Raw genomic sequence first — 24,902 nt, 5'->3', positions numbered from 1 at the left:
CCGGCGCCGTCATCGCGCTCGCGGCGCTCGGCGGGCTGGCCGCGGCGGCTGGACCGGCTGCCGCCGCCGACGACGCCGCCGGGCGGTTCGCCGCGCCGGCCCGCGAGGAGCGGCCGATGTATCGCTTCTGGAGCCCGACCGGCACGCTCGACCGCGCCTCGATCGACGCGCAGCTCGGCGCGATGGCCGACAGCGGCGCGGGCGGCGTGGAGGCGAGCACCTTCGTCTTCCCCGGCCCGCCGCCGCCCGGCTACGACGCCGCGACGGAGAGCTTCGGGACCCCGGCCTGGTCGCAGGCGACGAGCGACGTCTTCGAGTCCGGCAAGGCGCACGGGCTGCGCGTCGACCAGACCTATACGGCCGCATGGTCGGCCGGGACGCCGCGCGTCTCGCCCGACGGCGCCAGATCGGCGAAGCAGCTCTCGCTCGCCAGCACGCCCGTCGACGCCGGCGCGTCGTTCAGCGGCCCGCTGCCGACGAGCGCGCTGCCGGCCGGCGTCACGAGACGGGAGCTCGTCGCCGCCCTCGCCTACCGCTGCGTCGAGCGCTGCGACGGCAGCGGCGGCGTGCCCGTCCTCGACCAGGCGTCGGTCGTCGACCTGACCGGCGACGTGCAGCCCGACGGCACCGTCAGCTGGGCCGCCCCGGCGAGCCCCGCCGGCGCCAGCTGGCTGCTCGTCGGCGCATGGGAGCACGGCACCGGCCAGTGGATCTACATGGCCGGGACGCCGAGACGGACCTACCTCGTCGACCACTTCGACAAGGACGGCATCAACGAGGTCCAGGACTACTGGGACGACGAGGTCTTCACGCCGCGGCTGCGCGACGCGATGCGCGACAGCGGCGGCTCGCTCTTCTTCGACTCGCTCGAGCTGAACGAGTTCGGCAGAGAGGTGCGGCACTGGACGCCGGACCTGCTCAGAGAGTTCCAGGCACGGCGCGGCTACTCGCTGGTGCCCCACCTCGCGGCGATCGCGGTCGCGAGACCGTCGTTCGAGTTCGCCGGCGACGTCGGCAGACGCGTGCGCGAGGACTACAACCGCACGCTCAGCGACCTCTTCCGCGACAACCACCTGCTGCCGCTGCAGCAGTGGGCGGACACGCTCGGGATGACCGTCCGCGGTCAGGCGTACAGCTCGTGGGGGCCGACGCCGCTCGACGCGATGGAGATGTACACGCTGCAGGACGTCCCGGAGGGCGAGGATCGCTCCTTCACGCAGGCCGACCCGCTCAACCGGATCGAGACACGCGGCTCCGACGCCTGGCGCGCGATGTCGAGCGCGGCCGCGTGGGGTGAGAGAGCGATCGTCTCGACCGAGTGCTGCTCCTCCGGCACGATGTTCCGCTACCCGCGCGAGACGCTCGCCGCGCACGTCAACCAGCAGTTCTCGACCGGCGTCAACCAGATCGTGTTCCACGGCTGGGCGGACCGCAGCCCGCAGCTCGCGAGCGCGTGGCCGAGCTGGGAGGCGTTCGGCATCGGCAGCGTCGCCGACAGCTACGGGCCGCACAACCCGAGCTGGCAGGACGACAAGGCGTTCAACGACTACATCGGCCGGGCACAGACGGTGCTGCGCGCCGGCGAGCTGCGCCGCGACGTGGCGATCTACCACCAGGGGCAGGGCCACAGCGCCGCCGGAGAGACCGGCGATCCCTACCTGGTCGACGAGCGGCTGGAGCAGGCCGGCTACCAGCACGGCTTCATGAACCGCACGATGGTCGCCGCCGATCGCGCCCGCGTCAGCGGCGGCCGGCTCGACCCCGAGGGACAGGCGTTCGGCGCCTTCGTGATCGACAACGTCGCCAACGTCAACAGTCAGACCGGCGCGCTCGACCTCGCGACGGCGCGCAGAGTGCTGAGCTGGGCGAAGGCCGGGCTGCCGATCGTCTTCGCCGGCCCGCTGCCCGACCGCGTCTTCGGCAACCATCCCGGGCAGGACGCGCAGCTGCGCGCGCTGGTCGAGCAGATCGTGGCGCAGCCGTCGGCGACGCACGTCGCGTCGGAGGCCGAGATCGTCGGCGCGCTGAGCGCCGCCGGCGTCACCCCCGCGGCTGCCTTCGAGCACCCGAGCCCGATCTCCGGCGTCCACCGCGAGACCGACGACACGCACTACTGGTTCCTCTTCAACCACGGCGACGAGACCGTCTCGACGAGCGTCGCGCTGCGCGGCGCCGGTCTGCCGTACCGGCTCGACGGCTGGAGCGGCGAGACGACGGCGGTCGCGCGGTACGAGCGCACGGCCGACGGCGTCCGCGTGCCGCTGCGGATCAGATCGGGCGACGCCGCGATCATCGCGCTCTCGACCGCGAAGCTCGCCGGCGAGCCGCCGGCGGCACACGTCGCCGCGACGACCGCCGACGAGGCTCGCTACGGCGCCGACGGCACGCCGCGGCTGCGCGCCGCGAGCGCCGGCACGTACACGGCGACGCTCGGCGACGGCCGGCGCGTCGAGACCGCGATCGGCGGCGTGCCGGCAGTGAAGCCGCTGAGGGAATGGACGCTCGACGTCGTCTCCTGGCAGCAGGGCGCGACGTTCACCGACGTCGCGAAGGTCCCGCTGGCGCCGGTCGACGTCACCGCCGGCGGCGACGGCCGCCTGCCCGCGTGGAACGCGATCGCCGCGATCGGCAACCGCTCCGGCGTCGGCACCTACCGGACGACGATCGACCTCGGCGCCGGCTGGGACGGCGGCCACGGCGCCTACCTCGACCTCGGCCGGGTGCTCGGCTCCTTCACCGTGAAGGTCAACGGCACGGCGGTCGCGCAGCCCAACCAGGTCGTGCCCGACCGCATCGACCTCGGCCCGCACCTGCGCGCCGGCAGCAACGAGATCGAGGTCCGCGTCGCCTCGCTGCTCGGCAACGCGGCGGTCGCGGGGGTCAGCGACCCGTACGGGCTGATCGGCCCGGTGGCGCTCGAGCCGTACGGCGAGGTCGCCGTGCCGCTCGGCGGCGGTGGGCAGCCGGAGCCGCCGAGAAACGGCCCTGAGCCGCCCAGAAGCGGCCCCGCGCCGCCGACCGGAACGCCGCAGCCGCCGCGCGACCGCACGAAGCCGCGCGTGACCAAGGCCAAGCTCACGCAAGCGGCCCGTCGCGGCACGGCGATCTCCATCCGCTTCACGCTCTCGGAGCGGGCACGGGTGCGCGCGACGCTCGAACGCAAGCGGAGCGGCCGGGTCCGCGGCGGCCGCTGCGTCGTGGGCGGCAAGCCGGCGGCGAGCGGCAAGCGCTGCGTCGTGTGGCGCGCCGTCCGCGGCCGCACGGTCGACGCGAAGGCCGGCACGCGCACGGTCACGATCGCGACCAAGCGCCAGTCGCGCGGCCTGCCGCTCGGCGCCTACCGCGTCACGCTGCGCGCGACCGACGCCGCCGGGAACGGCTCGACGGCCGTTCGCACGACGTTCCGGATCGCGAGGTAGGTCGCCGCACCGCGGGGCCGGCGTGCCGCGCCGGCCCCGCGCGGTGAGCACCGCGGAGCGGCGAGCATCGCGAAGCTCGACGTCCGAAATCCGCTAGGAATGGCGCCCGCCGGCGACGACGATCCGCTCCATGGACCGAATTGAGGTGCAGTTCGATGTCGCCGGTGCCGCGTGCGCCGGCTGGGTCTACGAACCCGAGCAGGAGCGCGCCGGGCCGGCGCAGCGGCGCCCGGTCGTCGTGATGGCGCACGGTCTGTCGGGGACGCGCCGCGACGGGCTGGGCCCGTTCGCCGAGCGCTTCGCCGGCATCGGCGCCGTCGCGCTCGTGTTCGACCATCGCGGCTTCGGCGACAGCGCCGGAACGCCCGACCTGTTCCACCCCGCCCGCCAGCTCGAGGACTGGCGCAGCGCGATCGCCTGCGCGCGCGGGCTGCCCGGCGTCGACCCCGCCCGCGTCGTCACGTTCGGCTCGTCGATGGGAGGCGGCAACGCGCTCGCGGCGGCCGCGGGCGACCGGCGCGTGGCGGCCGCGATCAGCCAGGTCCCGTTCCTCGACATCATCCGTCAGGCGCATCGTGCCGCTCCGCGGACGACGGCCAAGATGGCGCTTGCCGCGATCCGCGGTCGGCCGCTGCCCGCCGTCGGGCAACCGCACGAGGCGGCGTTCATCAACGCGCCCGACAGCGAGGCGGGCTGGCGGCACGCGATCACTTCGACGTCTACGACGGTCCCGGTCACGCGGCCGTGGTCGCCGACCAGCTGGAGTTCCTCGAACGCCACGTCTTCGGTCGATGAATGGTCACAAAAGATGAGTGGTAATTACTCATGACAGCCGCACGAGCGTGTCCGATAGTCCCGCGGATGCATCGCACGCTTCGCGCGGCCGGTCTCGCCGCGACCCTCCCCGCCCGCGCGCGCCTGGGCGTGCTGCTGGGCGCCGTGCTCGCGCTCGGCCTGCTGCTGCCATCCACCGGCGCGGCGATGAGACACCTCTCCAGCGACGTCGGTGACGCCGATCCGTGCGCTTCGACCGGCGACGACGGCGGTGTCTTGGTCAAGCGCAACATCGGCGGCAGAGACTCGCTCAGACCGGTCGACGTGCTGCTGCAGTGCTCGCCGAAGATGGAGATCCCGTTCGGGACGCTGATCGCCGACGACATCGTCGCCAAGCACTACGGCGGCAACTGGCGCGGCAGCCCGTTCTTCCGCGGCGACATGGACTACAGCGACAGCGACAGCAGATTCCGCTGGCTGAACACCAACGGCGCGCCGTTCATCCACGGCAACATCGCCGAGGCGCTGCGGCTGCAGACGTTCCAAGGCAACAGAGCGATCGCCAACGCGCTGATCGCCGCCGGATCGTCCGCGATCACCGCGATCGGCGCCAGCGTGATCGTCTGCGCCGTCGGCGGGCTCCCCACGTTCGGGATCGCCTGCGCCACGATCCCCGCGGCGATCGGCGGTGCGGTGGTCGCCGCCGTGACCGCCGCGGCGACCGCGGTGGTCAAGGACTTCCTCACCGCGCAGTACAACCGCTACAGCGCGATGGCCGACGCCGACTGGTTCGTCTGGAGCGACACGAAGGTCTTCTGGAACAGCTTCGGCGACATCACCGACACGATGATCAACCCATCGCTGACGAATCCGAATCCCAACCCGTTCCGCACCGACCACGTGCGGATCGGCGTGCAGTTCAGCAACGTCGCGACCGGTCAGGGCGCGGAGTACTTCAGCGCCACGGCGAAGGACGCGAGCGCGTCTGCGACGGCGGCGCAGCGCGCGCCCGACGCGACGCTCGAGGGGCGCTCGCTGGGCGAGCAGATCGCGACGACGAACTTCAACGCCGGCACGCGCGGCATCTCGCCCGCGGGCGAGAAGCGGGTTCGCACCGGCACCGACGCGCGCGACACGCTGCGCGGCGCCGATGGTGACGACACGCTGCGGGGGCGCGGCAACGACGACCGCGTGTACGCGGGCGCGGGCGCCGACAACGTCGACGGCGGCGCCGGCGACGACCGCCTCGACGGCGAGGCCGGCCGTGACAACCTGTTCGCCGGGCCTGGCGACGACCGCGTCGTGGGCGGGGCCGGACACGACGTCCTGCTCGGCGGACCCGGCCGCGACGTGCTCGCCGGCGGCCCCGGCTCCGACATGATCGTCGACGCGCAGGGGCCGACGGTCGTGCGCACGGGGGCCGGTGGGCGCGGCGGGGACTTCGTCAACGTCCGCGATGGGCGCGACGACGACGTCGTGATCTGCTCGGGCGGCCGCAGCCGGGTCGTGGTCGACCGTGGAGACGAGGTGCGCGGCCGCTGCGGTGCGGTCGTGCGGAGAGGCAGGATCTTGCGCATGCCGGTGCGCCGCTGACCGGGGCAGTCGCCACGATCGACGACTTCCCGGGGTGGCCGGCGCGCTACGCCGTCAGCGTCAGGGCGTCGCGCGCGTGGTCGACCATCGCGCGGGTGACGTCGGCGAGACGGGGATCGGCGTCGGCCTCGCCGACGGAGACGAGGGCGCGGTCGGCGTAGTGGCGGGCGATCGCGGCGAGCGCGGTCGGGCCGACGAAGCTGCGAGAGGCGGGGTCGAAGTCACCGCCTGCGAGCGTGACCGCTGCCGGCGGGGAGTCGTGGCGTGAGAGCAACGACGTCGCCGGAAGGCTGGTGGTGACGACGGCGAAGCGGACGTTGCGGGCGATCAGCGCCGCCGCGATCGGGACGGCGAGCGGGCCGCCGTCGAGGAAGATCGTCTCGTCTGGGCGGAGGGCGTCGACGGCGTGCTCGGCGATGCCCCGGAGGGCGGCATCGGCGGCGGCGTCCGGCGGCTGGGCGCGGGCGGCGGGTGAGAGCAGCGAGCGCAAGACGATGCCGCCGTGGGTCCGGACCGCGACGCGGCGGCGCTCCAGCTCGTCGAAATCGCGCCGGATCGTCATCGGCGAGACGTCGAAGCGGACGTGCGCGTCGGCGAGCGTCAGCGTGCCGGCGGTGCGCAGCAGGCGCTCGAGCGCGAGGCGGCGGTCGCTCGATCGCAGGCGGCCGTGGGCGGTGGCGGGCATCGACTCGTCACGCTACCGCCGTGCTTCATTGATGTCGTGAATGAGTGATATTCCATCAACAGGGGGATTCACTAACCAAAAACTCACATAAGCTCCCGCAGTCGCTCGACATCGAGCGCACCGACCGCTCCTTCGGGGCGGCCGTCAGGAGCTAGTAGGAGGAGAGAGACGTGGATCGTTCCACGCTTCCCGCGGCCGTTCGGCCGCGGCACCACGCGCTGCGCGCTTGCGCTCCGCTGCCCGCGCTGCGGCGCGCGCTCGCGGTCGGCGCGAGCGCGGGTGCGGTCGTCGCCGGCCTCGCGGCCGCCTCGGCTGCCGCCGCCCCCGCCGATTTCGCCGCGATCAACCCGGTGACGCCGCTCACGGCCCAGTCGTTCGCCGCTCCCGGGTCGGTCGACAAGCCGTGGGTGCGGATCAACATGCCCGCGACGGCGACGCCCGCCGGGTTGCAGGCGCAGCTGCAGGAGCTGGCTGACGCGCACATCGCCGGCGCCGAGTACGGCCAGGGCGCCTTCCCCGATGAGCAGCAGCTCGTCGCGATCCTGACGAAGGCCAACGAGCTGGGGATCGAGGTCAGCCTCAGCCACGGCCCGACACAGAACCCGGTCGGCTACTCGATCAACAGCGACAACGCGCGCAAGAGCCTCTTCCAGGGCGCTGCCACGGTCGCGGCCGGGGCGACCTTCGACGGCACGCTGCCGGCGCCGACGCCGGCCAACGCGAACACGCCGACGCTCGTCTCCGTGCTCGCCTACCGCTGCGCGCAGACCCCCTGCCCGACGAGCGGCGTCGTCTCGCTCGAGCGCGACTCCGTCGTCGACCTGACGAGCCAGGTCACCGGCAGAGACAGGCTCGGCGTGCTCGGCGGCTCGACGACAGGTTCGCTGAGATGGACCGCGCCGAGCTCGCCGGCCGGTGCCGAGTGGCAGCTGATCGCCTTCTGGTCGCGCGGCGTCTTCGCCCAGCCCGACCCCTTCAGCAGCGAGGGCACCGACGAGCTGATCGCGAGCATGGAGAGCGGCTTCTCGCCGCAGGTGAAGGCGCTGCTGAGAGCCAACGGCGGCGACATCATGTACGACTCGCACTCCAGCGACCGCGGTTCCCCGGACGAGATCTGGACCAACAGGATGGCCGCTGAATTCAGAGCGCGCCGCGGCTACGACCTGACGCCGAACTTCGCCGGCCTCTTCTACAAGGCGTTCAAGTTCAGCGACGGCTCCGACGCGCGCGTGCGCAACGACCTCTACGCCGTGCGCGGGGACATCTGGGTGGAGAAGCACCTCGAGCCGCTGAGAGCGTACGTGCGCACGTTCGGCAACGTGCTGCGCCTGCAGCCCGAGGGCGAGCGCGACGTGACGCTGCCGATCAACGACGCGATCCAGGCGAGCTGGGCGCTCGACCGGCCCGAGCACGAGTCACTGTGGGGCGACATCGTCGACTACTACAAGCCGATTGCCTCGGCCAACCACATGACCGGCAACCCGTGGTACTCGACCGAGTGCTGCGCGGTCCTCAACAAGAACTACGCCGAGTCCGTGCAGGACATGGTGATCCGCATGAACCGCAGCTTCGCGGGCGGCATCACCAAGCTCGTCTACCACGTCTATCCCTACCGCGACAGCGCGACCGCGACGTGGCCCGGCTACCACAACTTCGGCAACGCGGGCTTCGCGAACGCGTGGGGGCCGCGCAACCCGATGTGGGTCGACGCGCCGGCCTTCAACGACTTCATCGCCCGCAATCAGCAGGTCCTGACGCAAGGCCAGGCGAAGGCCGACGTCGCCGTCTACATGCAGAACTACCTCTATCCGCAGTACCCGAACGAGCCGCACATCCGCCACTGGCCGGACACGAAGCTGGAGGAGGCCGGCTTCACGCACGACTACCTCAACCCGACGCTGCTCGACCTCCCGAACGCGACCGTCACCAACGGCCGCCTCGCCGCCGACGGCCCCGCTTACAAGGCATTCGTCGTCGATGCGCAGCAGTACCCGGCGAGAGATCCGGTCAAGACGTCGCTGCCGATCTCCGTCGCGCAGAAGCTGCTGCGCTACGCCCGCGCCGGTCTGCCGGTCGTGATCGTCGGCACGCCGCCGAACCAGACGCCCGGCAACACGCCAGGCTCCGACAGCGCGCTGCGCTCGCTCGTCGCGAAGCTGCTGGAGGAGGAGAACGTCCGCCAGGTCGACAACGAGAGCGACGTGCCGAAGGCGCTGCGCCAGCTCGGCGTCGAGCCGGCAGCGAGACCGGCCGCGCCGTCGCAGGCGCTGACCGTCCGCCGCACCGACGCGGCGACGAAGACCGACTACTACTTCCTCTACAACCAGGGCGTCGTCGAGCCGGCCGGCGAGCCGATGAACCTCTTCGACCCCGCGATCGGCAGCGCGCTCGACCGCACCTTCACGTTCGAGGGCCGTGGTACGCCGTACCGTCTCGACGCCTGGAGCGGCGAGGCGACGCCGATCGCCGACTACACGAGCGACGGCGAGCACGTCACCGTCCGCGTCAGACTCGCCACGGACTCCAGCACGATCATCGCCCTCAGCGACGATCCGTCCCGCTTCGCGAAGCGGGCACCGGCCGTCCATGTCGTCTCGACCGAGGCGGACACGGCGGTCGCGCCCGACGGCGACACGCTCGCCGTGCGCGCGGCCAGAGCGGGCAGCTACGCGACCGCGCTCAGCGACGGCACGACCGTCCGCAGCGAGATCGGCGCGGCCGCCGGCGCGATCGACCTGACCGACGCCGACTGGCAGCTGTCGGCACAGGACTGGCAGCCGGCCAATCCGTTCGTCACCGTCGGCATCAGCGCCCCGGAGACGGTCAGGGTGCCGGTCGAGGTCGACCTCGACGGCCTGAAGCCGTGGACCGAGATCCCGCAGCTCAGAGACACGTCGGGAACCGGCGTCTACACGACGACGGTGAGCCTGCCGGCCGGCTGGAGCGCCGCCGACGGGGCGACGCTGAGCCTCGGCGAGGTCTTCGACACCTTCACGGTGAGGGTCAACGACAGGCAGGTTCCCGCCGATCAGATCAGCGGCGACGTCGATCTGGCCGGCCTCCTCAGAGCGGGTGAGAACACGATCGAGGTGCGCGTCGCGACGACGCTCAACAACCGCCTGAACGCGATCGATCCCAACGTCACCAGACGCGGGTTCGTGCAGCGCTACGGCCTGGTCGGCCCGGTCGTCCTGACCCCCTACAAGCAGGCCGCTGTCTGGACGAGACCGGCGGCGGAGCAGCCGAGACAGCCGCAGCAGCCGCAGCCGCCGCAGCAGCCGGGCACGCCGGAGCAGCCGAGAAGACCGGCGAGCCCGGCGAAGAAGCCGATCAAGGTCGCGCTCGCACGCAGCGCGACGGTCAAGCGCGGCGCGGTCCGCTTCCTGCTGCGCAACGGCTCGGCGGCGAAGGTGACCGGCACGGTCACGCTGCGCGCCAAGCTCGGCACGCGCACGGTCGTGCTCGGCAGCGGCAAGGTCAGCGTCGCCGCCGGCAAGCGCGCGACGCTCGTCGTGAAGCTGACGAGAGCGGCGAGAGCCCGCCTCGGCAGACGCGCCAAGGTGACCGCGACCGCCACCTACGCGTTGAAGAACGCGACCGGCGCGACGGCGACGAGGAAGGCGAGGCTGACGATCAGGCTGCGCTGAACGCCCGCGTCACGCCTTCGGGATCGCCGGCGGGTCGTTGACGCCGGCGATCGCCGTCGTCCAGGCGCCGGTCAACTGCTCCATCAGCTCCCCGACGATCGGGCGCAGCGGGCGGTTGGTCGGCGTCACCGCGACCGTGCGGCAGCGCGGCAGCTCGCGGTCGAGCGGCAGCATGCGCACTCCCGGAGGGTGCATCCAGATCAGGCCTCTCGGCAGCAGCGCCACCGCCTGGCCGTCGCGGACGAGGTCGAAGGTCGCGGGGAAGCTGTTCGTCTCCAGCGGAATCGGCGGCGCGATCCCGAGCAGCTCCAAGAGGTGGTCGAGGTCGGCCCGCTCGGGCGTGCCGGCCGGCGAGCCCACCAGCGGCTCGCGCGCCAACTCCTGCGGCGTGACGTACGGTCCGCGCAGGCGCGGATGGTCGACGGCGACGTGGATGCCGTACTCGGTGCTGTACAGCGTCTCGAAGCGGACGCCGGGAGGCGCCTTGCGGACGCTTGCGGAGATCGCGCAGTCCAGCCGCGAGTCGCGCACGTGCTCGATCAGCTTCGCGGCGCCGATCCCGCCGTTCAGCAGCTCAGCGGAGATCAGCGGGCGGCGCAGGCGGAACTGCGACAGCAGCTCGCCGACGCGCAGGCCGTACGTCACCTGCGTGTTGCCGAAGCGGATCGTGTCGCGCTCGCCGCCGTTGACGGCGGCGATCAGCTCGCGCGCGTCGGTCGCGGCCAGCAGCGTGCGGCGCGCCGCCGGCAGCAGCGTCTCGCCCGCGACCGTCAGCGTGACGCCCTGCTGGGTGCGCGTGAACAGCTCGACGCCGAGCGTGTCCTCCAGCCGCCGGATCGCGGTCGAGGCGGCCGGCTGCCCCACCCCGAGCCGCTGCGCCGCGAGCGTGAAGCTGCCGGTCTCGGCGACCGCGACGAAGTACTCCAGCTGTCTCAGCTCCATCAGCTCAGCCTGACAGAGCGAGAGGGCGCGGTGCAGGAAATCGCCGGCTGCCACTCGAAGTCGGCGGGGATCAGCTGTCGGGCCCGTTCGCCGGTGTCGGGGCAATCGACGCTCTTGGCGGCGGCAGGCTGGTTTCCTTTGGTCGTGCCCGCCTCTTCTGTGGTAGCCGGGCCGGGGCCGACGCCCGTAGGATGAGCGTCTTCAAAGCCGGGCGTTCGGCCTGTGGAATGTTCTTGTCACGAGGAGTCTGAAATCTCGATGCTGATCGGAGTGCCCCGCGAGACCAATGCGGGGGAGACACGCGTCGCCGCGACCCCGGCGACGCTCAGACAGCTTGTGGGGCTTGGCTACGACGTGGTGGTCGAGGAGGGCGCCGGCGTCCTCTCCAGCTTCGACGACGACGCGTACGCGGCGTCGGGAGGGACCGTCGGGTCGGCCGAGCAGGCGTGGCAGGCCGACGTCGTGCTGCGCGTCAACGGCCCGACCGGTGACGAGATCGCGAAGCTGAAGGACGGCGCGACGATCGTCGCGCTGCTCGCGCCGGCGATCAGACCCGAGCTGGTCGACGCGCTCGCCGAGCGGCCGATCACCGCGCTCGCGATGGACGCCGTGCCGCGCATCAGCCGCGCGCAGTCGCTCGACGTCCTCTCCAGCATGGCCAACATCGCCGGCTACCGCGCCGTGATCGAGGCCGCGCACGTCTTCGGCCGCTTCTTCACCGGCCAGGTGACGGCCGCCGGCAAGGTCCCGCCGGCGAAGGTGCTGATCGCGGGCGCCGGCGTCGCCGGGCTCGCCGCGATCGGCGCCGCCAACAGCCTCGGCGCGATCGTGCGGGCGACAGATCCCCGTCCCGAGGTCGCCGACCAGGTCAGATCGCTCGGCGGCGAGTTCCTCTCCGTGATGGAGCTGGAGGTCTCCAGCGACGGCTACGCGAGAGCGACCAGCGACGACTACAACCGCCTCGCGGCCGAGCTGTACACCGAGCAGGCGAAGGACGTCGACATCATCATCACGACGGCCCTGATCCCGGGCCGCCCGGCGCCGAAGCTGATGACCGCCGAGCAGGTCGCGCTGATGAGATCGGGCTCGGTGATCGTCGACATGGCCGCCGCGATGGGCGGCAACGTCGAGGGCTCGGTCGCCGGCAAGGCGATCGTGACCGACAACGGCGTCACGATCATCGGCTACACCGACCTCGCCGGCCGCCTGCCCGCGCAGGCCTCGCAGCTCTACGGCACGAACCTCGTCAACCTGATGAAGCTGCTGACGCCGGAGAGAGACGGGCAGCTCACGCTCGACTTCGACGACGTCGTCCAGCGCTCGATGACGGTCGTGCGCGACGGCGAGAGAACATGGCCGCCGCCGCCGGTCCAGGTCTCTGCCGCACCGGCCGCGAGAGTCGAGCCGGCCGTCGAGGCCGCGCCGGCCAAGGAGCCGCGCCCGGCGTGGGTCAGATATGCCGCGATCGCCGTCGGCCTGCTCGCGTTCGGGCTCGTCAACGCCTTCGCCCCCGACCCGCTGCCGCAGCACTTCACCGTGCTGATGCTGGCCGTCGTCGTCGGCTACTACGTGATCGGCAAGGTCCACCACGCGCTGCACACGCCGCTGATGTCGGTCACGAACGCGATCTCCGGGATCATCGTCGTCGGCGCGATGCTCCAGCTCGGCGAGCAGGACGACACCGCGATCCGCGCGCTCGCGACGGTCGCGATCCTGTTCGCGTCGATCAACGTCTTCGGCGGCTTCGCCGTGACCCGGCGCATGCTCAGCATGTTCAACAGAGGCTGATCCATGACCGCATCTCTCGTCTACAGCTCCATCGACCTGCAGTCGATCGCGACGGCCTCCTACATCGTCGCGGCGCTGCTGTTCATCCTCTCGCTCGCCGGGCTCTCCAGACACGAGTCGGCCCGTCAGGGCGTCGCGTTCGGGATCGCCGGCATGGCGATCGCGCTGCTCGCGACGATCGGCGTCGCGACCGAGCACGCCGAGGCGGTCGCGGTCGTCCTGCTCGTCGTCGCGGTCGTCATCGGCGCCGGCATCGGCCTGTGGCGCGCCCGCGTCGTCGAGATGACCGGCATGCCCGAGCTGATCGCGCTGCTGCACAGCTTCGTCGGCCTCGCCGCCGTGCTCGTCGGCTGGAACGGCTACTTCTCCGTCGAAAACGGCCACCACACCGACCTCGCCGGCTCGCTGCTCGACATCCACAACGCCGAGGTCTTCATCGGCGTCTTCATCGGCGCGGTCACCTTGACCGGCTCGATCGTCGCCTACCTGAAGCTCTCGGCGAGAATCAAGTCGGCGCCGCTGATGCTGCCGGGCAAGAACTACCTCAACATCGGCGCGCTCGCGGCGTTCGTCGTGCTGACGGTGATCTTCGTGATCTCGCCGAGCCTCCCGCTGCTGATCGCGGTCACCGTGCTCGCGCTCGCGCTCGGCTGGCACCTGGTCGCCTCGATCGGCGGCGGCGACATGCCGGTCGTCGTCTCGATGCTCAACTCCTACTCGGGCTGGGCCGCGGCGGCGTCGGGCTTCCTGCTCAACAACGACCTCCTGATCGTGACCGGGGCGCTCGTCGGCTCCTCCGGTGCCTACCTCTCCTACATCATGTGCCAGGCGATGAACCGCTCGTTCATCTCCGTGATCGCGGGCGGCTTCGGCATCGAGGCCCCGGCCTCGGCCGACACCGACTACGGCGAGCACCGGGAGATCGACGCGGCCAGCGCGGTCGAGCTGCTGACGGAGGCCAGCTCGGTCATCATCACGCCCGGCTACGGCATGGCGGTCGCGCAGGCGCAGTACCCGGTCGCGGAGCTGACCCGTCAGCTGCGCGACCGCGGCATCGAGGTCCGCTTCGGCGTCCACCCGGTCGCCGGCCGTCTGCCGGGCCACATGAACGTGCTGCTCGCCGAGGCGAAGGTGCCGTACGACATCGTGCTCGAGATGGACGAGATCAACGACGACTTCGCCGACACCGACGTCGTCCTCGTGATCGGGGCCAACGACACGGTCAACCCGGCGGCCACCGAGGACCCGACCAGCCCGATCGCCGGCATGCCCGTGCTGAAGGTGTGGGAGGCGAGCAACGTGATCGTCTTCAAGCGCTCGATGGCCTCCGGCTACGCCGGGGTCCAGAACCCGCTGTTCTTCCGCGAGAACACGCAGATGCTGTTCGGCGACGCGAAGACGAAGGTCGACGAGATCGTCGGCGCCCTCGCCGCCGCGCGCGTTCCGGCCTGAGGCCCGCCTGCCGTCGTCAGCCGCAGGGCGGCTGACGACGGCGTGCTACGACGGGACGGCGGCAGCCAAGATCGGATCGGCCGCCGGCGCCGCCGCGAGGACGGACGCCACCGGCCGGCCCCCGTACCCGCGTCGCACCTGGCGGGCGGAGGACATCGTGGCGGCGTGGAAGGCGACGAGCGCGGGGACGTTGAGGCGCGCTTCGTGCCAGTACAGCACGACGGTGCGCGACGGCAGCAGCGCGGACAGGTCGCGCACGACGACGCGAGGATCGTCTTCGTTGACGGCCAGGCGCGGCAGGATCGCGGCTCCGGCGCCAGTCCCGACGAGCGCTTGGGCCGTCGTGCACGTGTTCGTGCGCATGGCGGTGCGCGGCTCGAGACCCGCGTTGCGCAGGTGCGACTCGATCAGGTTCATCATCGGCCAGCCGGCGAGCGTCACGAGCGGCGCGGCGACGAGGTCCGCGAGCTCGAGGTCGTCGTCGGCGTTCGCCAGCGCCGAGGCGCGCGGCAGCAGCAGGACGCACGGATCCGACAGCACTTCGGTGAAGCGCAGCGAGTCGCTGCCCAGCGGCAGCTCGGCGAAGGCGGCGTCCAGCTCACCGGCCGCGACGCGCTCGAGGTGGACACGGTCCGAGCTTGCCTCATCCAGCTCGACGGAGATCCCCGGGTGCGCGGCGCCGAGGTGCTGCAACGCCGCGGGCACGAGTCGCGTCGCAACGCTCTGGTCGACGCCGATGCGCAGCCTCGGTGCGCCGTCCGCGGCGTGCACGCGCAGATCGGCCTCCGCCGCGGCGAGCTGGCCGAAGATGCGGCCCGCATGGTCGAGCAGCAGCACGCCGGCCTCGGTCAGGCGCACGGGCGGAGCGTGTCCGCGCGCGCGGTCGACGAGCCGCGTGCCGACGAGCAGCTCGAGTTGCGCGAGCTGCTGGCTGACCGCGGACTGCACATAGCCGAGCCGGTCGGCGGCGCCGCGGAAGGAGCCCTCTTCGTGAATCGCTGCGAGGGCCGCCAGGTGACGAAGCTCGACGCCGGTCCATCCGTCCATGGTGATGAGCGTCGCTCACCCCAGGCGATGCCACAAGCGGTGAGATCCCGCAAATCTATTGACGGCATGTGCTGTTCAGTAGGATCGACTCCCCTAAGGGTGTCGAGCCGGTACGGATGCTTGTGAGCACGGACGCTGTTGACCCGGTCGACGGGAGAGCTGTCAGCACGGAGGGGCTCACGAGCGGCCTCCTCGGACGCCGGCGCGAGCTGGCGCTGATCGACGCGGCGCTGGAGCGCTTCATCGCCGGCGGTCAGCCGCGGGTGGTCGTCAGCGGCGAGCCGGGGATCGGCAAGAGCGCGCTGCTGGACACGCTCGCCTCGCGCGCCGTCGCGCGCGGGCTCCGGGTCGTGCGCGGCGCCGGAGACCTGCTCGGCCGCGACGAGCCGTTCGGCCTCCTCCACGACACCTTCGACCCCGCGCTGGCCCCGTTCGAGGAGCTGCTGCGCGAACAGCTCGGACCGGCTCGGATCGCGACGCTTGCCGAGGCGCTGCCCTCGCTGGTCGGTGCGGAGGGCGACGTCGCACGCGCCGAACGGGGCCCGGCGCTCCATCGCGTGCTCGCGAAGGCGCTGGAGCACGTCGCGGCGGCCGAGGGCGCGGTCGTGGTCGTGATCGACGACGCGCAGTGGGCCGACGAGGAATCGCTGGCGGTGATCGCGCAGCTGGCGCGTCGCGCGCCGCAGCGAGTCCTGCCGGTGCTGGCCCACCGCTCGGGAGCGGTGCCGGACCTGCTGACGCGCGCGATCGGCCTCGCCTCGTCGGCCGGCGAGGTCGTGCATCTGGGCCTGGAGCCGCTGGAGACCGAAGCGGCGCTGCGCTTGCTCGGCGGCATCGCGCCGGAGCTTGCGCGGGAGCTGCTGCACGAGAGCGGGGGCAACCCGTTCTTCCTGACGCAGCTGGCGGGCGACGCTCGTGGCGAGGAGGGAGCGCGCGCGAACCTGCGCGCCGCGCTCGTCGGCGAGCTGAGCGCGCTGTCGGATGACGCCCGCGCGCTCGTGCGCGCCGCCGCCGTGCTCGGCGACCCGTTCGACCCGGGCGTGGCCGGCGAGGTCGCGCAGCTCGCGTCCCACCAGGCCGCCCTGCAGGAGCTGGTGGCGGCCGAGCTGGTGCGCCCGACAGAGCGGCCGGACCGCTGGATCTTCCGGCGACCGGTCGTCGCTCGCCTCGTCCGCGACTGGGCAGGCGACGCCTGGTGCATCGCCGCGCACGAGCGGGCCGCGCATGCGCTGGCGGCGGTCGCTGCGCCGCTGCCGGAGCAGGCCCGCCACGTCGAGCGCTGGGCGCGCCCTGGGGACGAGGAGGCCGCCGGGCTGCTCGCCCGCGCGGCGGCCGAGGCGCTCGACCGCGAGCCGCTCACGGCGGCGCGCTGGCTCGGCATCGCGCTGCGCGTGCTGGGCACCGACGGCTCGCCGGCTGAGCGGGTGAACCTGCTGCTCCGCAGCGCCGTCGCGCTGGATGCCGGCGGCGCTGGCGACGACGCGGCACGCGTGCCGCTCACGGAGGCCGCCGAGCTGCTGCCGACCGTGCCGGAGGACGCGCGCGCCGCCGCGCTCGCTCCGCTGGCGCAGGTCGAGTCGGTCCTCGGGCGCTATCCCGAGACGGGTTGGCTGCTGCAGCAGATGAGCCCCGCGGACACTGCTGAGCTGCACCTGCGGATCGCCGCGACGAACCTTCATGCCAACGATTGGGAGGCTGTGGCACGCAGCGCCGCGCTCGCCCTCGACGCGGGCGGCGAGGGCGCGGGCAGCATCCGTGTCGCGGCGACGGCGCTGCTGAGCGTCGCCGAGTGCCAGCTCGGCGACCTCGCGGCCGCCCACGAGATGTTCGCCGAGAGCGAGCGGGCGGCAGCGGCGGAGACCTCGCTGATCGAGCACCCGGAGGCGCTCGGCTACCTCGTGATGGCCGCCAACGAGCTCGACCGCTACGCGACCGCGGTCGCCTACGCCGAGCAGCTCTTGGAGGCCGGTCGCGGCAGTGGACAGGACGTCTTCGTGGTGCCCGCGCTGACCGGGCTCGCGCTCAACTGCACGCGGCTCGGCGACCTCGCGCGGGCTGAGAGCGCGGCGCGTGAGGCGGTCGAGGTCGCCGCGGAGCTGCGGGACCCGTTCTCGACGATGTTCGCGAACGAGTACTGCGCGATCGTCGCGATCGAGCGCGGCGAGGTCGAGGATGCGGTCGCGCACGCGGAGCTGGCCGTCCAGCAGCGGTCGCGCGTGCCGTCGGGCGTCCTCTCCGAATTGGCGGCGTGCGCGCTCGGTCGCGCGTGGCTCGCCGCCGGCGACCCCGAGCGCGCGATCGAGGTGCTGCTGAGCGTCGGAGGCGTCGAGCTGAGAGGGCTCGCGCCGACGCTGCGCCCGAGCATCGCCCGCGCCGTCGTCGAGGCGCAGCTGGCAGCCGGCGACCTCGCGGCCGCGCGCGAATGGAGCGAGCGCTGCACGGCGATGGCAGCCGCTGTCGGCTCAGCGAGCGCGGCCCCGACCGCGGCGCTGTCGCGTGCGCTCGTGCTGCTCGAGGACGGCGACGGGGCCACGGCGCACGCCGCCGCCGAACAGGCTGCTGCCGGCTTCGAGGCGCTTGGACGGCGCCTCGACGCGGCGCACGCCGACGCGCTGCTGGGCCGTGCGCTCGTGCTCGAAGGGATGCGGGATGACGGCATCGCGCGCCTGCGCGGCGCGCATGAGACGCTCGCCGCCGCCGGCGCCGGGCGTCGCCGCGAGGAGGTCGCCGGCGCGTTGCGCCAGCTGGGCCTGCGTGTTCCGCGCGGCCGCCGCGCCCTGCCGCGCCCGCAGCGCGGCCCGGCGGCGCTGAGCCGGCGAGAGCGCGAGATCACCGCGCTCGTCGCGAGCGGCTCGACGAACCGTCAGATCGCCGCCGAGCTGGTGATCAGCGAGAAGACGGTCGAGAGCCACCTCGGCCGCATCTTCACCAAGCTCGGGGTCCGCACCCGCACGGCCGCGGCGCTCGAGCTAGCGCGCGCGGACGACGAGGCGTGAGCAGAGGCGCCGATCGGGCGCGCTGATGACGGTGATCACCAGCTCTCGTGATGCCCGCGCTGGGGCGCCGCGACAATCGGGAGATGTCCGAACGAGATCGTTCCCGCCGCTCCGCCGACCAGCGTCTGAGAGAGCTGCGCCCGCGCCTCAGCGCACAGCTCGTGGGGCGTCTCGAGGCGCGCGTCAACGCCCTGCGGCCCCAGTTCAGGGGCTATGACCGCACCTTGCTGGACAGCGCGCGCGACGTGCTCGGCGACCCCTTCGAGAAGCTCGGCCCGCGGGCCGAGCGGACGCTCGTCGGATCCGGCGGCGAGCGGCGCCTGACGCGCTGGGAGAGCGAGGACTTCGATCGCGCCGCATACGCGCTGGCGCTCGAGCGCGAGGCCGGGACCACGTGGGCGCGCAGCTCCGAGCAGACGCCGAAGGCGGTCAAGATGGCGGCGATGCTGGAAGGGCATCGCGAGCTGCTCGGGGACGCGCGCTGCCGGCAGCTGACGATGCGGGCCGAGACGATGGTCGGCGCGATCGCCAGCGCTGACGCGCAGACGGTCGACCGCCTGCTGGGGGAGCTCGGCAGCCCGCTGGAGACGCTCGACGTCGACCAGGTTCGTGCGTCGCGCGACTTCCGCGGGCGGGAGCACGCGCGAAACTCCGTGGAGCACGAGTGGAAGGCGACCGTGCTGGAACGTTCCGGTCACGACGTCCGGTTGGCCGCTCAGTACCACGACGCGGCGGCGAGTCAGCGCGCGGCCGCCGCGTGGCTGCTCGATCCGGCGGCGTCGTCGGAGGTCGAGTATCTCGACAGCTGGATGCAGGAGCACGGCAGCGCCACCGCGATGTGGCTGGCCGCGAACACCGCGTCGCTGGCGCGCTCGCAGGCGCAGGCGCAGGCGCAGGTGCGGCCGGAGGCCGCGATCGCGGGCGAGGGCCCGGCGTTCGAGCCCCTCGCGGGCGACCTCCCGGCCGCCCGCGAGGCGAGCGGGGCCTGGGCGGCGCCACAGGAGCGCCTGCCCGCGCCCGCACCGGCGGCGGAGCTGGAGGCAGGCGCGCCCGCCGAGATCGACCAGGCGCCTGACATCGGCTTCTAGGTCGCGGCGCCCTCCGGCACGACGAAGCGGACGGCGAGCGCGATGCCGTCGGTCTTGGACAGCGGCAGCTCCTCGCCGGCGTCGTCGAGCGCGGGCAGAGGTCGCGACTCGACCTCGTAGCCGTGCTCTCTGCCCCAGCGGCGGACGGCGGCGCGGAACGTCTCGGTCGTGCTCGTGTAGTCCTCGCCCTTGACGAACTTCCATGCCTGGCCGTCGGCCCACTGGGCGAAGTCGATCGATCTGCGGGTGCGCTGCGGCAGCCCATCTTCGAGCAGCTGGGGCATCGTGGTCCTCCTCGATGGTGGTTGGGACGGTCGGACGACAGCTCAGGACGCGGAGGCGCTCTTGAGCCGGCGCAGGTCGGGGTCGAGGTAGTGGCGTCGCTGGCGGAAGATCACCGGCGCCAGCTGGCCGTTGACGAGCAGGCCCTCGCCGGCGGTCATCCGCTGCAGCGCCTGGGAGGTCATCACGTCGACGGCGTAGGGGAGCCTTCCGCTGCGGCGCGAGCGCTGGTCGTGGCCGAGCAGGTCGACGATCTCGCGGCGCGTCAGCGGGTCTGTGATCGAGCCCATGAAGACCTTCGCCTGCGACAGCGCGAGGATCTCCGCGGCCGCCTCCTCGCCGAACGTGCGGTGGATCTGGGAGATGGAGTGCCAGACCGTCATGAAGCGCACGCCCGAGCCGAGGCAGGTCGCGAGGATCTGCGGCAGGTCCTGGATCGGCGCGATCGACGCCGTCTCGTCGAGCGCGAACAGGGCCGACGGCGCGAGCGCCTCGCCGGTGCGGTTCTCGCGCTCGCTGAGCCAGTGCAGCAGCGACGACAGCATCGTCACGACGAGCGGCGCCAGCAGCTGCTGGTGCTCGCGGCCGGCGACGATGTACAGCGCGTTGGGGCCGTCGGCCAGCTCCTCCGGCGTGACGCCGCCGCTGCGGCGCGCGGTGCGCTCGGCGGCCGGGTGGCCGTACGCCTTCAGGTAGATGGCGGCGGTGCCGAGGATGCCGTCGCGCTGGCGGTCGGTGTAGGCGTAGACGGACTTGAGCCGCTCGCAGGCGTCGACGGCGCCCGCGTCTCTGAGGATCGACAGCGGCTGGTCGAGCTCGCGTCCGAGGATCCAGCGGTAGACGCCGGCGGCCGTCACGTCGGGCGTCAGCGCCGCCGCGTGCAGGTACGGCGCCATCAGGTTCTCGGCCTCCTGATCGAAGTACTCCTGGTTGCCGCCCTGGCCGAGCGTCTGCGCGTGGCCGAGCCAGCGCGCGACGAGCAGCGCGTGCTCCCAGCGCTCGCAGCCGTGCAGGAGGTCCCACGAGTCGGTGTCGGCGCCGAACGGGTCCCACACCCACACGCGCCCGAGCGCGCGCCGGCGCGCGAGCGTGTGGTCGAGGATGTCGGCGCGCACCGAGGTCGTCACGATCGGCCCCTCGTGCTCGAGGATCGCCGGGATCACGAGGCCCGAGCTCTTGCCGGTGCGGGGCGCCGCGACGACCGCCAGCTGCGCGAGCCGGCTGACCGCGACGGCCGCGCGCGGCCGGGCGATGTGGCCGACGATCAGGTGGTCGGGCGAGCGGCCGGTGACGATCATCTCGCGCACCGTGCGGTAGCGGCCGAACTCCTGCGGCCGGCGGCCGCGCAGCTGCCACCAGCGGCGGTCGGCGGCCTGTCTGCTCATGCGGATCTCGATCTCGCGCCCGACCGCGAAGACGCTCGCCAGCAGCCCGATCACGGTCAGCACGGCGATCAGCCGGAACTCGCGCGCGTCGGGCAGCAGCGCCCCGACCGGCCGCGGGTAGGCGCGCCCGGGAGCGGGCCCGAGCAGCTCGCCGTCGGTGAGCGCGCGCGCCGCGTCGATCAGCCCCAGCCGCGGCAGCGTGCCCGCGTGGACCCAGCCGGCGACCATCGGGATGCCCCACGCGAACGCTGCCGCGATCGCGATCAGCAGACCGATCGCGGCGACCGCGACCGCCAGTCGCTTGTAGTCGGCGTCCTGACGGCCGCCGCCCGACAGGATCATGTTGCTCGACATCGCTCAGCCCCCGTTCCCGGTCGCGAGGACGACGGCGGTCGTGGCCAGCAGCGCGGTCCCCGCGAGCGGCGCGTAGCGCACGCGCGTCGCGGTCACCGCGCCGGCGGCGAGGGCCGCCAGCAGCGCCATGCGCCAGCCGCCGGAGGCGACGACCAGCAGGGTCGCGCCCAGCAGCGCGAGCGCTTCGTAGCGGGCGCGAGTCATGCGAACGTCTCCAGCAGCGCGCCCAGCGCGAGCAGCGCGACCGCGACGAGCGCCGTCATGACCGTCACACGGACCGCGACCGTGCGGCGGCGCGCCGTCACGTAGAGGCCGAGCGCGAGCGCGAAAGCGGCGATCTCGACCGGGCCGTGCGCGACCAGCACCTCGAGCGTCCGCGTGCCGTAGGCGCCGATCGCGGCGCCGACGTACAGCGCGTGCAGCGCGCAGCCGAGCAGCACGGCGGCGTCGCAGACGGTGACGAGCACGCTCAGCAGCGCGCCCGGCAGGCCGTCGCCGGGTTGCCGGCGCCCGAGCTGGACCGCGACGCAGGCGGCCAGCACGCCGCCGAGCACGCGCGTGTTGGTGGCGAAGATCCCCGCTGCCGTGCCGGCGTCGGCGGGGACGCCGGCGAAGCCGAAGCCGAGCAGGTCGCGCGCGTCGGCGGCGACCGCCAGGCGCACCGCGATCGCGGTCACCAGCGTCGCTCCGGCGAGTGTGAGCGCGACGTGCAGCGCGGCGCGCAGCGGCAAGGTCGTGATCGGGGCCGGCAGTGCCGGGGTCGTCGTGGTCGCGGCGTTCATCGCGTCACCTCCATGCGGATCGCGTCGAGTGTCAGTCCCGCCTCCTCCAGCGCCTCCTCGGCGGGGTGCTCGCCGAGGTCGGGCACGTGCGGCATCAGCACGAGCGCCGCGTCGCGGCGCTCGGCCAGCGCGCGCAGCTCGTCGGTCGCGGCGGCGCTGCCGCCGAGGTCCTCGCGCGCGACGACCAGCTCGCGGCGCGCCGAGTCGATTCCCAGCAGATCGAGCAGCGGCCGTGCGCGGCGCAGGCCGCCGACCGTCGCTGGCAGCACCCACGCGACGTGGCTGGCAGTGGCGATCACCTGCTGCTCGATCGCGCTGACCGGCAGGCCGCAGTCGACGACCGTCAGTTCGTGCGCCGAGCGCGCGTCGTGCAGCACGCGCGCGAGCCCCCGCGGGTCGGCGCCGGACTCCAGCGCGGGCCGGCTCGCCATCACGCGCAGGCCGTCGGCGGCGTGCGCGAACAGCGCGTCGCCGAGCGGCGCGTGCGCGGCGACGGCGTCGGCGATCCGCGGCAGCGACCGCGCCGTGCGCGCGCCCGCGTACGCGACGAGGCCGCCGCTCGGGCCGCCCGTGTCGCAGACGAGCACCCGCGCGCGCGTCTCCCGGGCGTGCGCCCGCGCGAGCAGATACGCCAGGGTCGTCGCGCCGGCTCCCCCGCACAGCCCGCAGACCGCCACGAGCGGCGTCGCGGTGGCGGGCGGCGGGACGGCGGCGGCGCGGCCAGGCGCCGCCTGCGTCGCGGCGGCGGGCGACCCGCCGCGCGCCGCTCGATGGTCGATCGGCGCGGCGTGCGCGCTCATGGCTTCGGCTCCCAGCTCGCGATCACCCAGGCGCCGCCGCGCCGCTGGACTCTGGCCAGCGTCACGCGATACTCGGCCGCCAGGCTGGGCAGGTCGTCGGTGACCATCCGCTCGCGCGTGACGATCACGCCGCGCCGCGTGTCGCCGGTCCCGCTGACCGTGATCGCGACGACCGTCGCGGTCGAGCGGGCGCCTTCGCCGCGCTGCCGGACGTCGATGCGGGCACCCGCCGCGAGCTGCTGGAACTGGACGCGCGTGTCGCTGACGCTGATCGCGGCGAGCTTGTCGTACACGGACTGCGCCGTCGCGGCCGTCCAGTTGCCGGCCAGCAGGGCGGCCATGCGCAGGGTCGACTGCGGCGTGCGCCCCGCCGCGGGGAACGTGGTGGGCTCGCCGGCCGCCGGCCGGCCGGGTCGCAGCTCCCCGCCGATCGGGAAGTCCGCCGGCTGCGTCGCGACCGGCTCGCCGCTCACCGCTCCGGCGTTCGCCGTGGGCCGTCGCTCGTCGTAGGGGTTCTCGATCCCGCAGCCGGCGAGCACGGCCGCGAGCAGCGCCGCCAGCGCGGGCGCCTGTCGTGCAGGTCTCACAGTCCCTCCGGATGTCGTTGGATGAAGTCGCCGGCGTCGCCCCGCTCCGTGCGCCAGCGCGGTCCGAACTTGCCGGCGTTGACGCTCGTGTCGCCTGCGGGCGAGGTGTCGTAGCGCAGGCCGGCGATGACCATGAAGACGTGGCCAGTGGGACCGCAGGGGCCGCGCGTGTGGACGGTCACCCATCGCCCCGGCCCCGGCTTGCCGTACGAGGGGAACATGGCGCTGCACCACGGCTGCTCTCCGAACTTCCCGCCGGCCCACAGCACGTGCGAGGTCGACGACGAGCAGTCGTACGTCTCGTTGTCGATGTGCGTGTCGTAGTGTCTGAGCTCGTATCTCAGACCGTGGATCTTGTTCCCGGCGGCGATCATCTTCTTCACGGCCAGCGGCGCGTCCGCGGGCGCCTTCGCGAGCCCGTTGGGCATGATCACCGCCCGTCTGCCGGGGACGATCGTGACGGTGCCGACGGCCGCGCCGATCGGGCCGGCGATCGCCCCGGCTCTCTCCCATGCCACCGCGTTCGGGATCACCTCGCAGTATCTGTTGATCGATCCCGCGTTGCACTGGTCGACCTCGGAGCACGCGCCGATGTAGGCGCAGACGGCGTCGTGCGTGCCCGTGCTGAGGACCTTGTCGTCGGCGCCGTCGCCCTTGAGCTTGTGTGCGGCCGCGGCGATCGCGTCGAAGTCGTCGTAGATGCAGCCCGTCGCCTGCGTGTTGGCGAATGCGCAGCTGGGCAGCTGGCGACGATCGAGCGGGTAGTCGGAAGGGCGCATGTCGTCGATCGGTCTGAACGCATCTCTGTGCCCCGGCCACGTGTCTCTGTGGAACTGCATGGGGCCACCGCAGCAGTCGATGCTGTTCCAGCCGGATCTGACACCCGGGTAGGTCGAGAATCTCGACTCCTGGTTGTGGATCGCGGCGAGCACGTACGGGTTGACCTCGTAGTGGTCGGCCGCCGTCACGTAGATCGGCCAGTAGACCTTGGGCACCGGGCTGCCGGTCGGGTAGCCCCAGGCGCCGCTGCCGGCCGTCGCTGACGCCGACGTGCCGAAGATGACCACCACGAGGGTGATCAGGAGCAGCAGCGCTCCGATCATCGTGCCGAGTCCGACCAGCATCGCCGTGACCGCTCGCTTGGAGCCCTGCTGGTGGTGGTCACGCTGGTTGTGCGCCTGGCGCGCCTGTTGCTCGGCGAGTCTGCGCAGCAGGTCGGCGTTGCCGCCGCCGCCCGCGGCCTGCCCCGCGCCGCCGGCCGCGCCCGCGCCGCCGCCGCCC

18 protein-coding genes are annotated in these 24,902 nt (G+C 73.0%); 8 read left to right on the top strand and 10 right to left on the bottom strand.

The annotated features are described in order from the left end of the window. The 3 genes from R7226_RS24695 to R7226_RS24685 all read left to right on the top strand — a co-directional run. Positions 1 to 3,419 (top strand): glycosyl hydrolase (locus R7226_RS24695; RefSeq protein ID WP_318600035.1); only part of this gene is annotated, 3,419 nt, incomplete at its 5' end. A 130-nt stretch (positions 3,420 to 3,549) separates the two neighbouring features. After that, a complete protein-coding gene (locus R7226_RS24690; protein WP_318600034.1) occupies positions 3,550 to 4,248 on the top strand; it encodes an alpha/beta hydrolase in 699 nt (232 codons plus the stop codon). Between the two features lie 32 nt (positions 4,249 to 4,280). Continuing rightward, positions 4,281 to 5,786 carry a calcium-binding protein gene (locus R7226_RS24685; protein WP_318600033.1) on the top strand — a complete coding sequence of 502 codons (1,506 nt, stop codon included), beginning with the start codon at positions 4,281 to 4,283 and terminating at the stop codon, positions 5,784 to 5,786. 46 nt (positions 5,787 to 5,832) lie between these two features. Here R7226_RS24685 and R7226_RS24680 read toward each other — a convergent pair whose 3' ends face one another. Continuing rightward, complete coding sequence (locus R7226_RS24680) at positions 5,833 to 6,471, bottom strand: DeoR/GlpR family DNA-binding transcription regulator (RefSeq protein ID WP_318600032.1); 639 nt, start codon at positions 6,469 to 6,471, stop codon at positions 5,833 to 5,835. Between the two features lie 170 nt (positions 6,472 to 6,641). On the opposite strand from R7226_RS24680, the gene R7226_RS24675 reads away from it, so the two are divergent. After that, on the top strand, positions 6,642 to 10,118 hold the full coding sequence (locus tag R7226_RS24675) for a glycosyl hydrolase (RefSeq protein WP_318600031.1): 3,477 nt from the start codon (positions 6,642 to 6,644) through the stop codon (positions 10,116 to 10,118). Positions 10,119 to 10,127: 9 nt separating this feature from the next. Here R7226_RS24675 and R7226_RS24670 read toward each other — a convergent pair whose 3' ends face one another. Further along, positions 10,128 to 11,060, bottom strand: coding sequence for a LysR family transcriptional regulator (locus R7226_RS24670; protein ID WP_318600030.1), 933 nt, complete (start codon positions 11,058 to 11,060; stop codon positions 10,128 to 10,130). A 258-nt stretch (positions 11,061 to 11,318) separates the two neighbouring features. On the opposite strand from R7226_RS24670, the gene R7226_RS24665 reads away from it, so the two are divergent. Continuing rightward, entirely contained in the window at positions 11,319 to 12,848 is a 1,530-nt protein-coding gene (locus tag R7226_RS24665) for a Re/Si-specific NAD(P)(+) transhydrogenase subunit alpha (protein WP_318600029.1), read from the top strand. Between the two features lie 3 nt (positions 12,849 to 12,851). Beyond that, the gene (gene pntB, locus R7226_RS24660; RefSeq protein WP_318600028.1) at positions 12,852 to 14,300 is read left to right on the top strand and encodes a Re/Si-specific NAD(P)(+) transhydrogenase subunit beta; all 1,449 of its coding nucleotides are present in this window, start codon (positions 12,852 to 12,854) and stop codon (positions 14,298 to 14,300) included. A 45-nt stretch (positions 14,301 to 14,345) separates the two neighbouring features. On the opposite strand, the gene R7226_RS24655 is transcribed toward pntB, so the two are convergent. After that, positions 14,346 to 15,347: a LysR family transcriptional regulator gene (locus tag R7226_RS24655; RefSeq protein ID WP_318600027.1), complete on the bottom strand. Its 1,002-nt coding sequence runs from the start codon at positions 15,345 to 15,347 to the stop codon at positions 14,346 to 14,348. A 122-nt stretch (positions 15,348 to 15,469) separates the two neighbouring features. On the opposite strand from R7226_RS24655, the gene R7226_RS24650 reads away from it, so the two are divergent. Beyond that, positions 15,470 to 18,343, top strand: a complete 2,874-nt coding sequence (locus R7226_RS24650) for an AAA family ATPase (RefSeq protein WP_318600026.1) — start codon at positions 15,470 to 15,472, stop codon at positions 18,341 to 18,343. 83 nt (positions 18,344 to 18,426) lie between these two features. Further along, entirely contained in the window at positions 18,427 to 19,431 is a 1,005-nt protein-coding gene (locus R7226_RS24645) for a hypothetical protein (protein WP_318600025.1), read from the top strand. Here the strand turns inward: R7226_RS24645 and R7226_RS24640 are convergent. From R7226_RS24640 to R7226_RS24610, 7 genes are all read right to left on the bottom strand, one after another. Next, the gene (locus R7226_RS24640) at positions 19,428 to 19,715 is read right to left on the bottom strand and encodes a hypothetical protein (protein ID WP_318600024.1); all 288 of its coding nucleotides are present in this window, start codon (positions 19,713 to 19,715) and stop codon (positions 19,428 to 19,430) included. The two genes, R7226_RS24645 and R7226_RS24640, sit on opposite strands and share 4 nt — an antisense overlap. A gap of 42 nt (positions 19,716 to 19,757) precedes the next feature. Then, the gene (locus R7226_RS24635) at positions 19,758 to 21,452 is read right to left on the bottom strand and encodes a type IV secretory system conjugative DNA transfer family protein (protein ID WP_318600023.1); all 1,695 of its coding nucleotides are present in this window, start codon (positions 21,450 to 21,452) and stop codon (positions 19,758 to 19,760) included. Positions 21,453 to 21,455: 3 nt separating this feature from the next. Beyond that, positions 21,456 to 21,656 carry a hypothetical protein gene (locus tag R7226_RS24630; RefSeq protein ID WP_318600022.1) on the bottom strand — a complete coding sequence of 67 codons (201 nt, stop codon included), beginning with the start codon at positions 21,654 to 21,656 and terminating at the stop codon, positions 21,456 to 21,458. Then, on the bottom strand, positions 21,653 to 22,234 hold the full coding sequence (locus tag R7226_RS24625) for a hypothetical protein (protein ID WP_318600021.1): 582 nt from the start codon (positions 22,232 to 22,234) through the stop codon (positions 21,653 to 21,655). Before R7226_RS24625 ends, R7226_RS24630 begins: the two co-directional genes overlap by 4 nt. After that, on the bottom strand, positions 22,231 to 23,034 hold the full coding sequence (locus tag R7226_RS24620) for a P-loop NTPase family protein (RefSeq protein ID WP_318600020.1): 804 nt from the start codon (positions 23,032 to 23,034) through the stop codon (positions 22,231 to 22,233). Before R7226_RS24620 ends, R7226_RS24625 begins: the two co-directional genes overlap by 4 nt. Further along, positions 23,031 to 23,621, bottom strand: coding sequence for a hypothetical protein (locus R7226_RS24615; protein ID WP_318600019.1), 591 nt, complete (start codon positions 23,619 to 23,621; stop codon positions 23,031 to 23,033). Before R7226_RS24615 ends, R7226_RS24620 begins: the two co-directional genes overlap by 4 nt. Beyond that, the coding region (locus tag R7226_RS24610; protein WP_318600018.1) for a lysozyme family protein at positions 23,618 to 24,902 on the bottom strand (1,285 nt) is incomplete at its 5' end. The genes R7226_RS24615 and R7226_RS24610, both read right to left, overlap by 4 nt.

Origin of the sequence: Conexibacter stalactiti (assembly GCF_033542075.1) — a bacterium.
Taxonomy (GTDB): Bacteria; Actinomycetota; Thermoleophilia; order Solirubrobacterales; family Solirubrobacteraceae; genus Conexibacter; species Conexibacter stalactiti.
The sequence above is the reverse complement of the archived record's forward strand: the minus strand, read 5'-3'. Positions and strand labels throughout refer to the sequence as shown.

What these genes read in the sequence shown, in the direction of transcription:
- R7226_RS24625 (WP_318600021.1), bottom strand. Translation starts at nt 22,234, where the DNA reads ATGAACGCCGCGACCACGACGACCCCGGCACTGCCGGCCCCGATCACG.
- pntB (WP_318600028.1), top strand. Translation starts at nt 12,852, where the DNA reads ATGACCGCATCTCTCGTCTACAGCTCCATCGACCTGCAGTCGATCGCG.
- R7226_RS24620 (WP_318600020.1), bottom strand. Translation starts at nt 23,034, where the DNA reads ATGAGCGCGCACGCCGCGCCGATCGACCATCGAGCGGCGCGCGGCGGG.
- R7226_RS24635 (WP_318600023.1), bottom strand. Translation starts at nt 21,452, where the DNA reads ATGTCGAGCAACATGATCCTGTCGGGCGGCGGCCGTCAGGACGCCGAC.
- R7226_RS24640 (WP_318600024.1), bottom strand. Translation starts at nt 19,715, where the DNA reads ATGCCCCAGCTGCTCGAAGATGGGCTGCCGCAGCGCACCCGCAGATCG.
- R7226_RS24645 (WP_318600025.1), top strand. Translation starts at nt 18,427, where the DNA reads ATGTCCGAACGAGATCGTTCCCGCCGCTCCGCCGACCAGCGTCTGAGA.
- R7226_RS24670 (WP_318600030.1), bottom strand. Translation starts at nt 11,060, where the DNA reads ATGGAGCTGAGACAGCTGGAGTACTTCGTCGCGGTCGCCGAGACCGGC.
- R7226_RS24655 (WP_318600027.1), bottom strand. Translation starts at nt 15,347, where the DNA reads ATGGACGGATGGACCGGCGTCGAGCTTCGTCACCTGGCGGCCCTCGCA.
- R7226_RS24685 (WP_318600033.1), top strand. Translation starts at nt 4,281, where the DNA reads ATGCATCGCACGCTTCGCGCGGCCGGTCTCGCCGCGACCCTCCCCGCC.
- R7226_RS24665 (WP_318600029.1), top strand. Translation starts at nt 11,319, where the DNA reads ATGCTGATCGGAGTGCCCCGCGAGACCAATGCGGGGGAGACACGCGTC.
- R7226_RS24690 (WP_318600034.1), top strand. Translation starts at nt 3,550, where the DNA reads ATGGACCGAATTGAGGTGCAGTTCGATGTCGCCGGTGCCGCGTGCGCC.
- R7226_RS24630 (WP_318600022.1), bottom strand. Translation starts at nt 21,656, where the DNA reads ATGACTCGCGCCCGCTACGAAGCGCTCGCGCTGCTGGGCGCGACCCTG.
- R7226_RS24680 (WP_318600032.1), bottom strand. Translation starts at nt 6,471, where the DNA reads ATGCCCGCCACCGCCCACGGCCGCCTGCGATCGAGCGACCGCCGCCTC.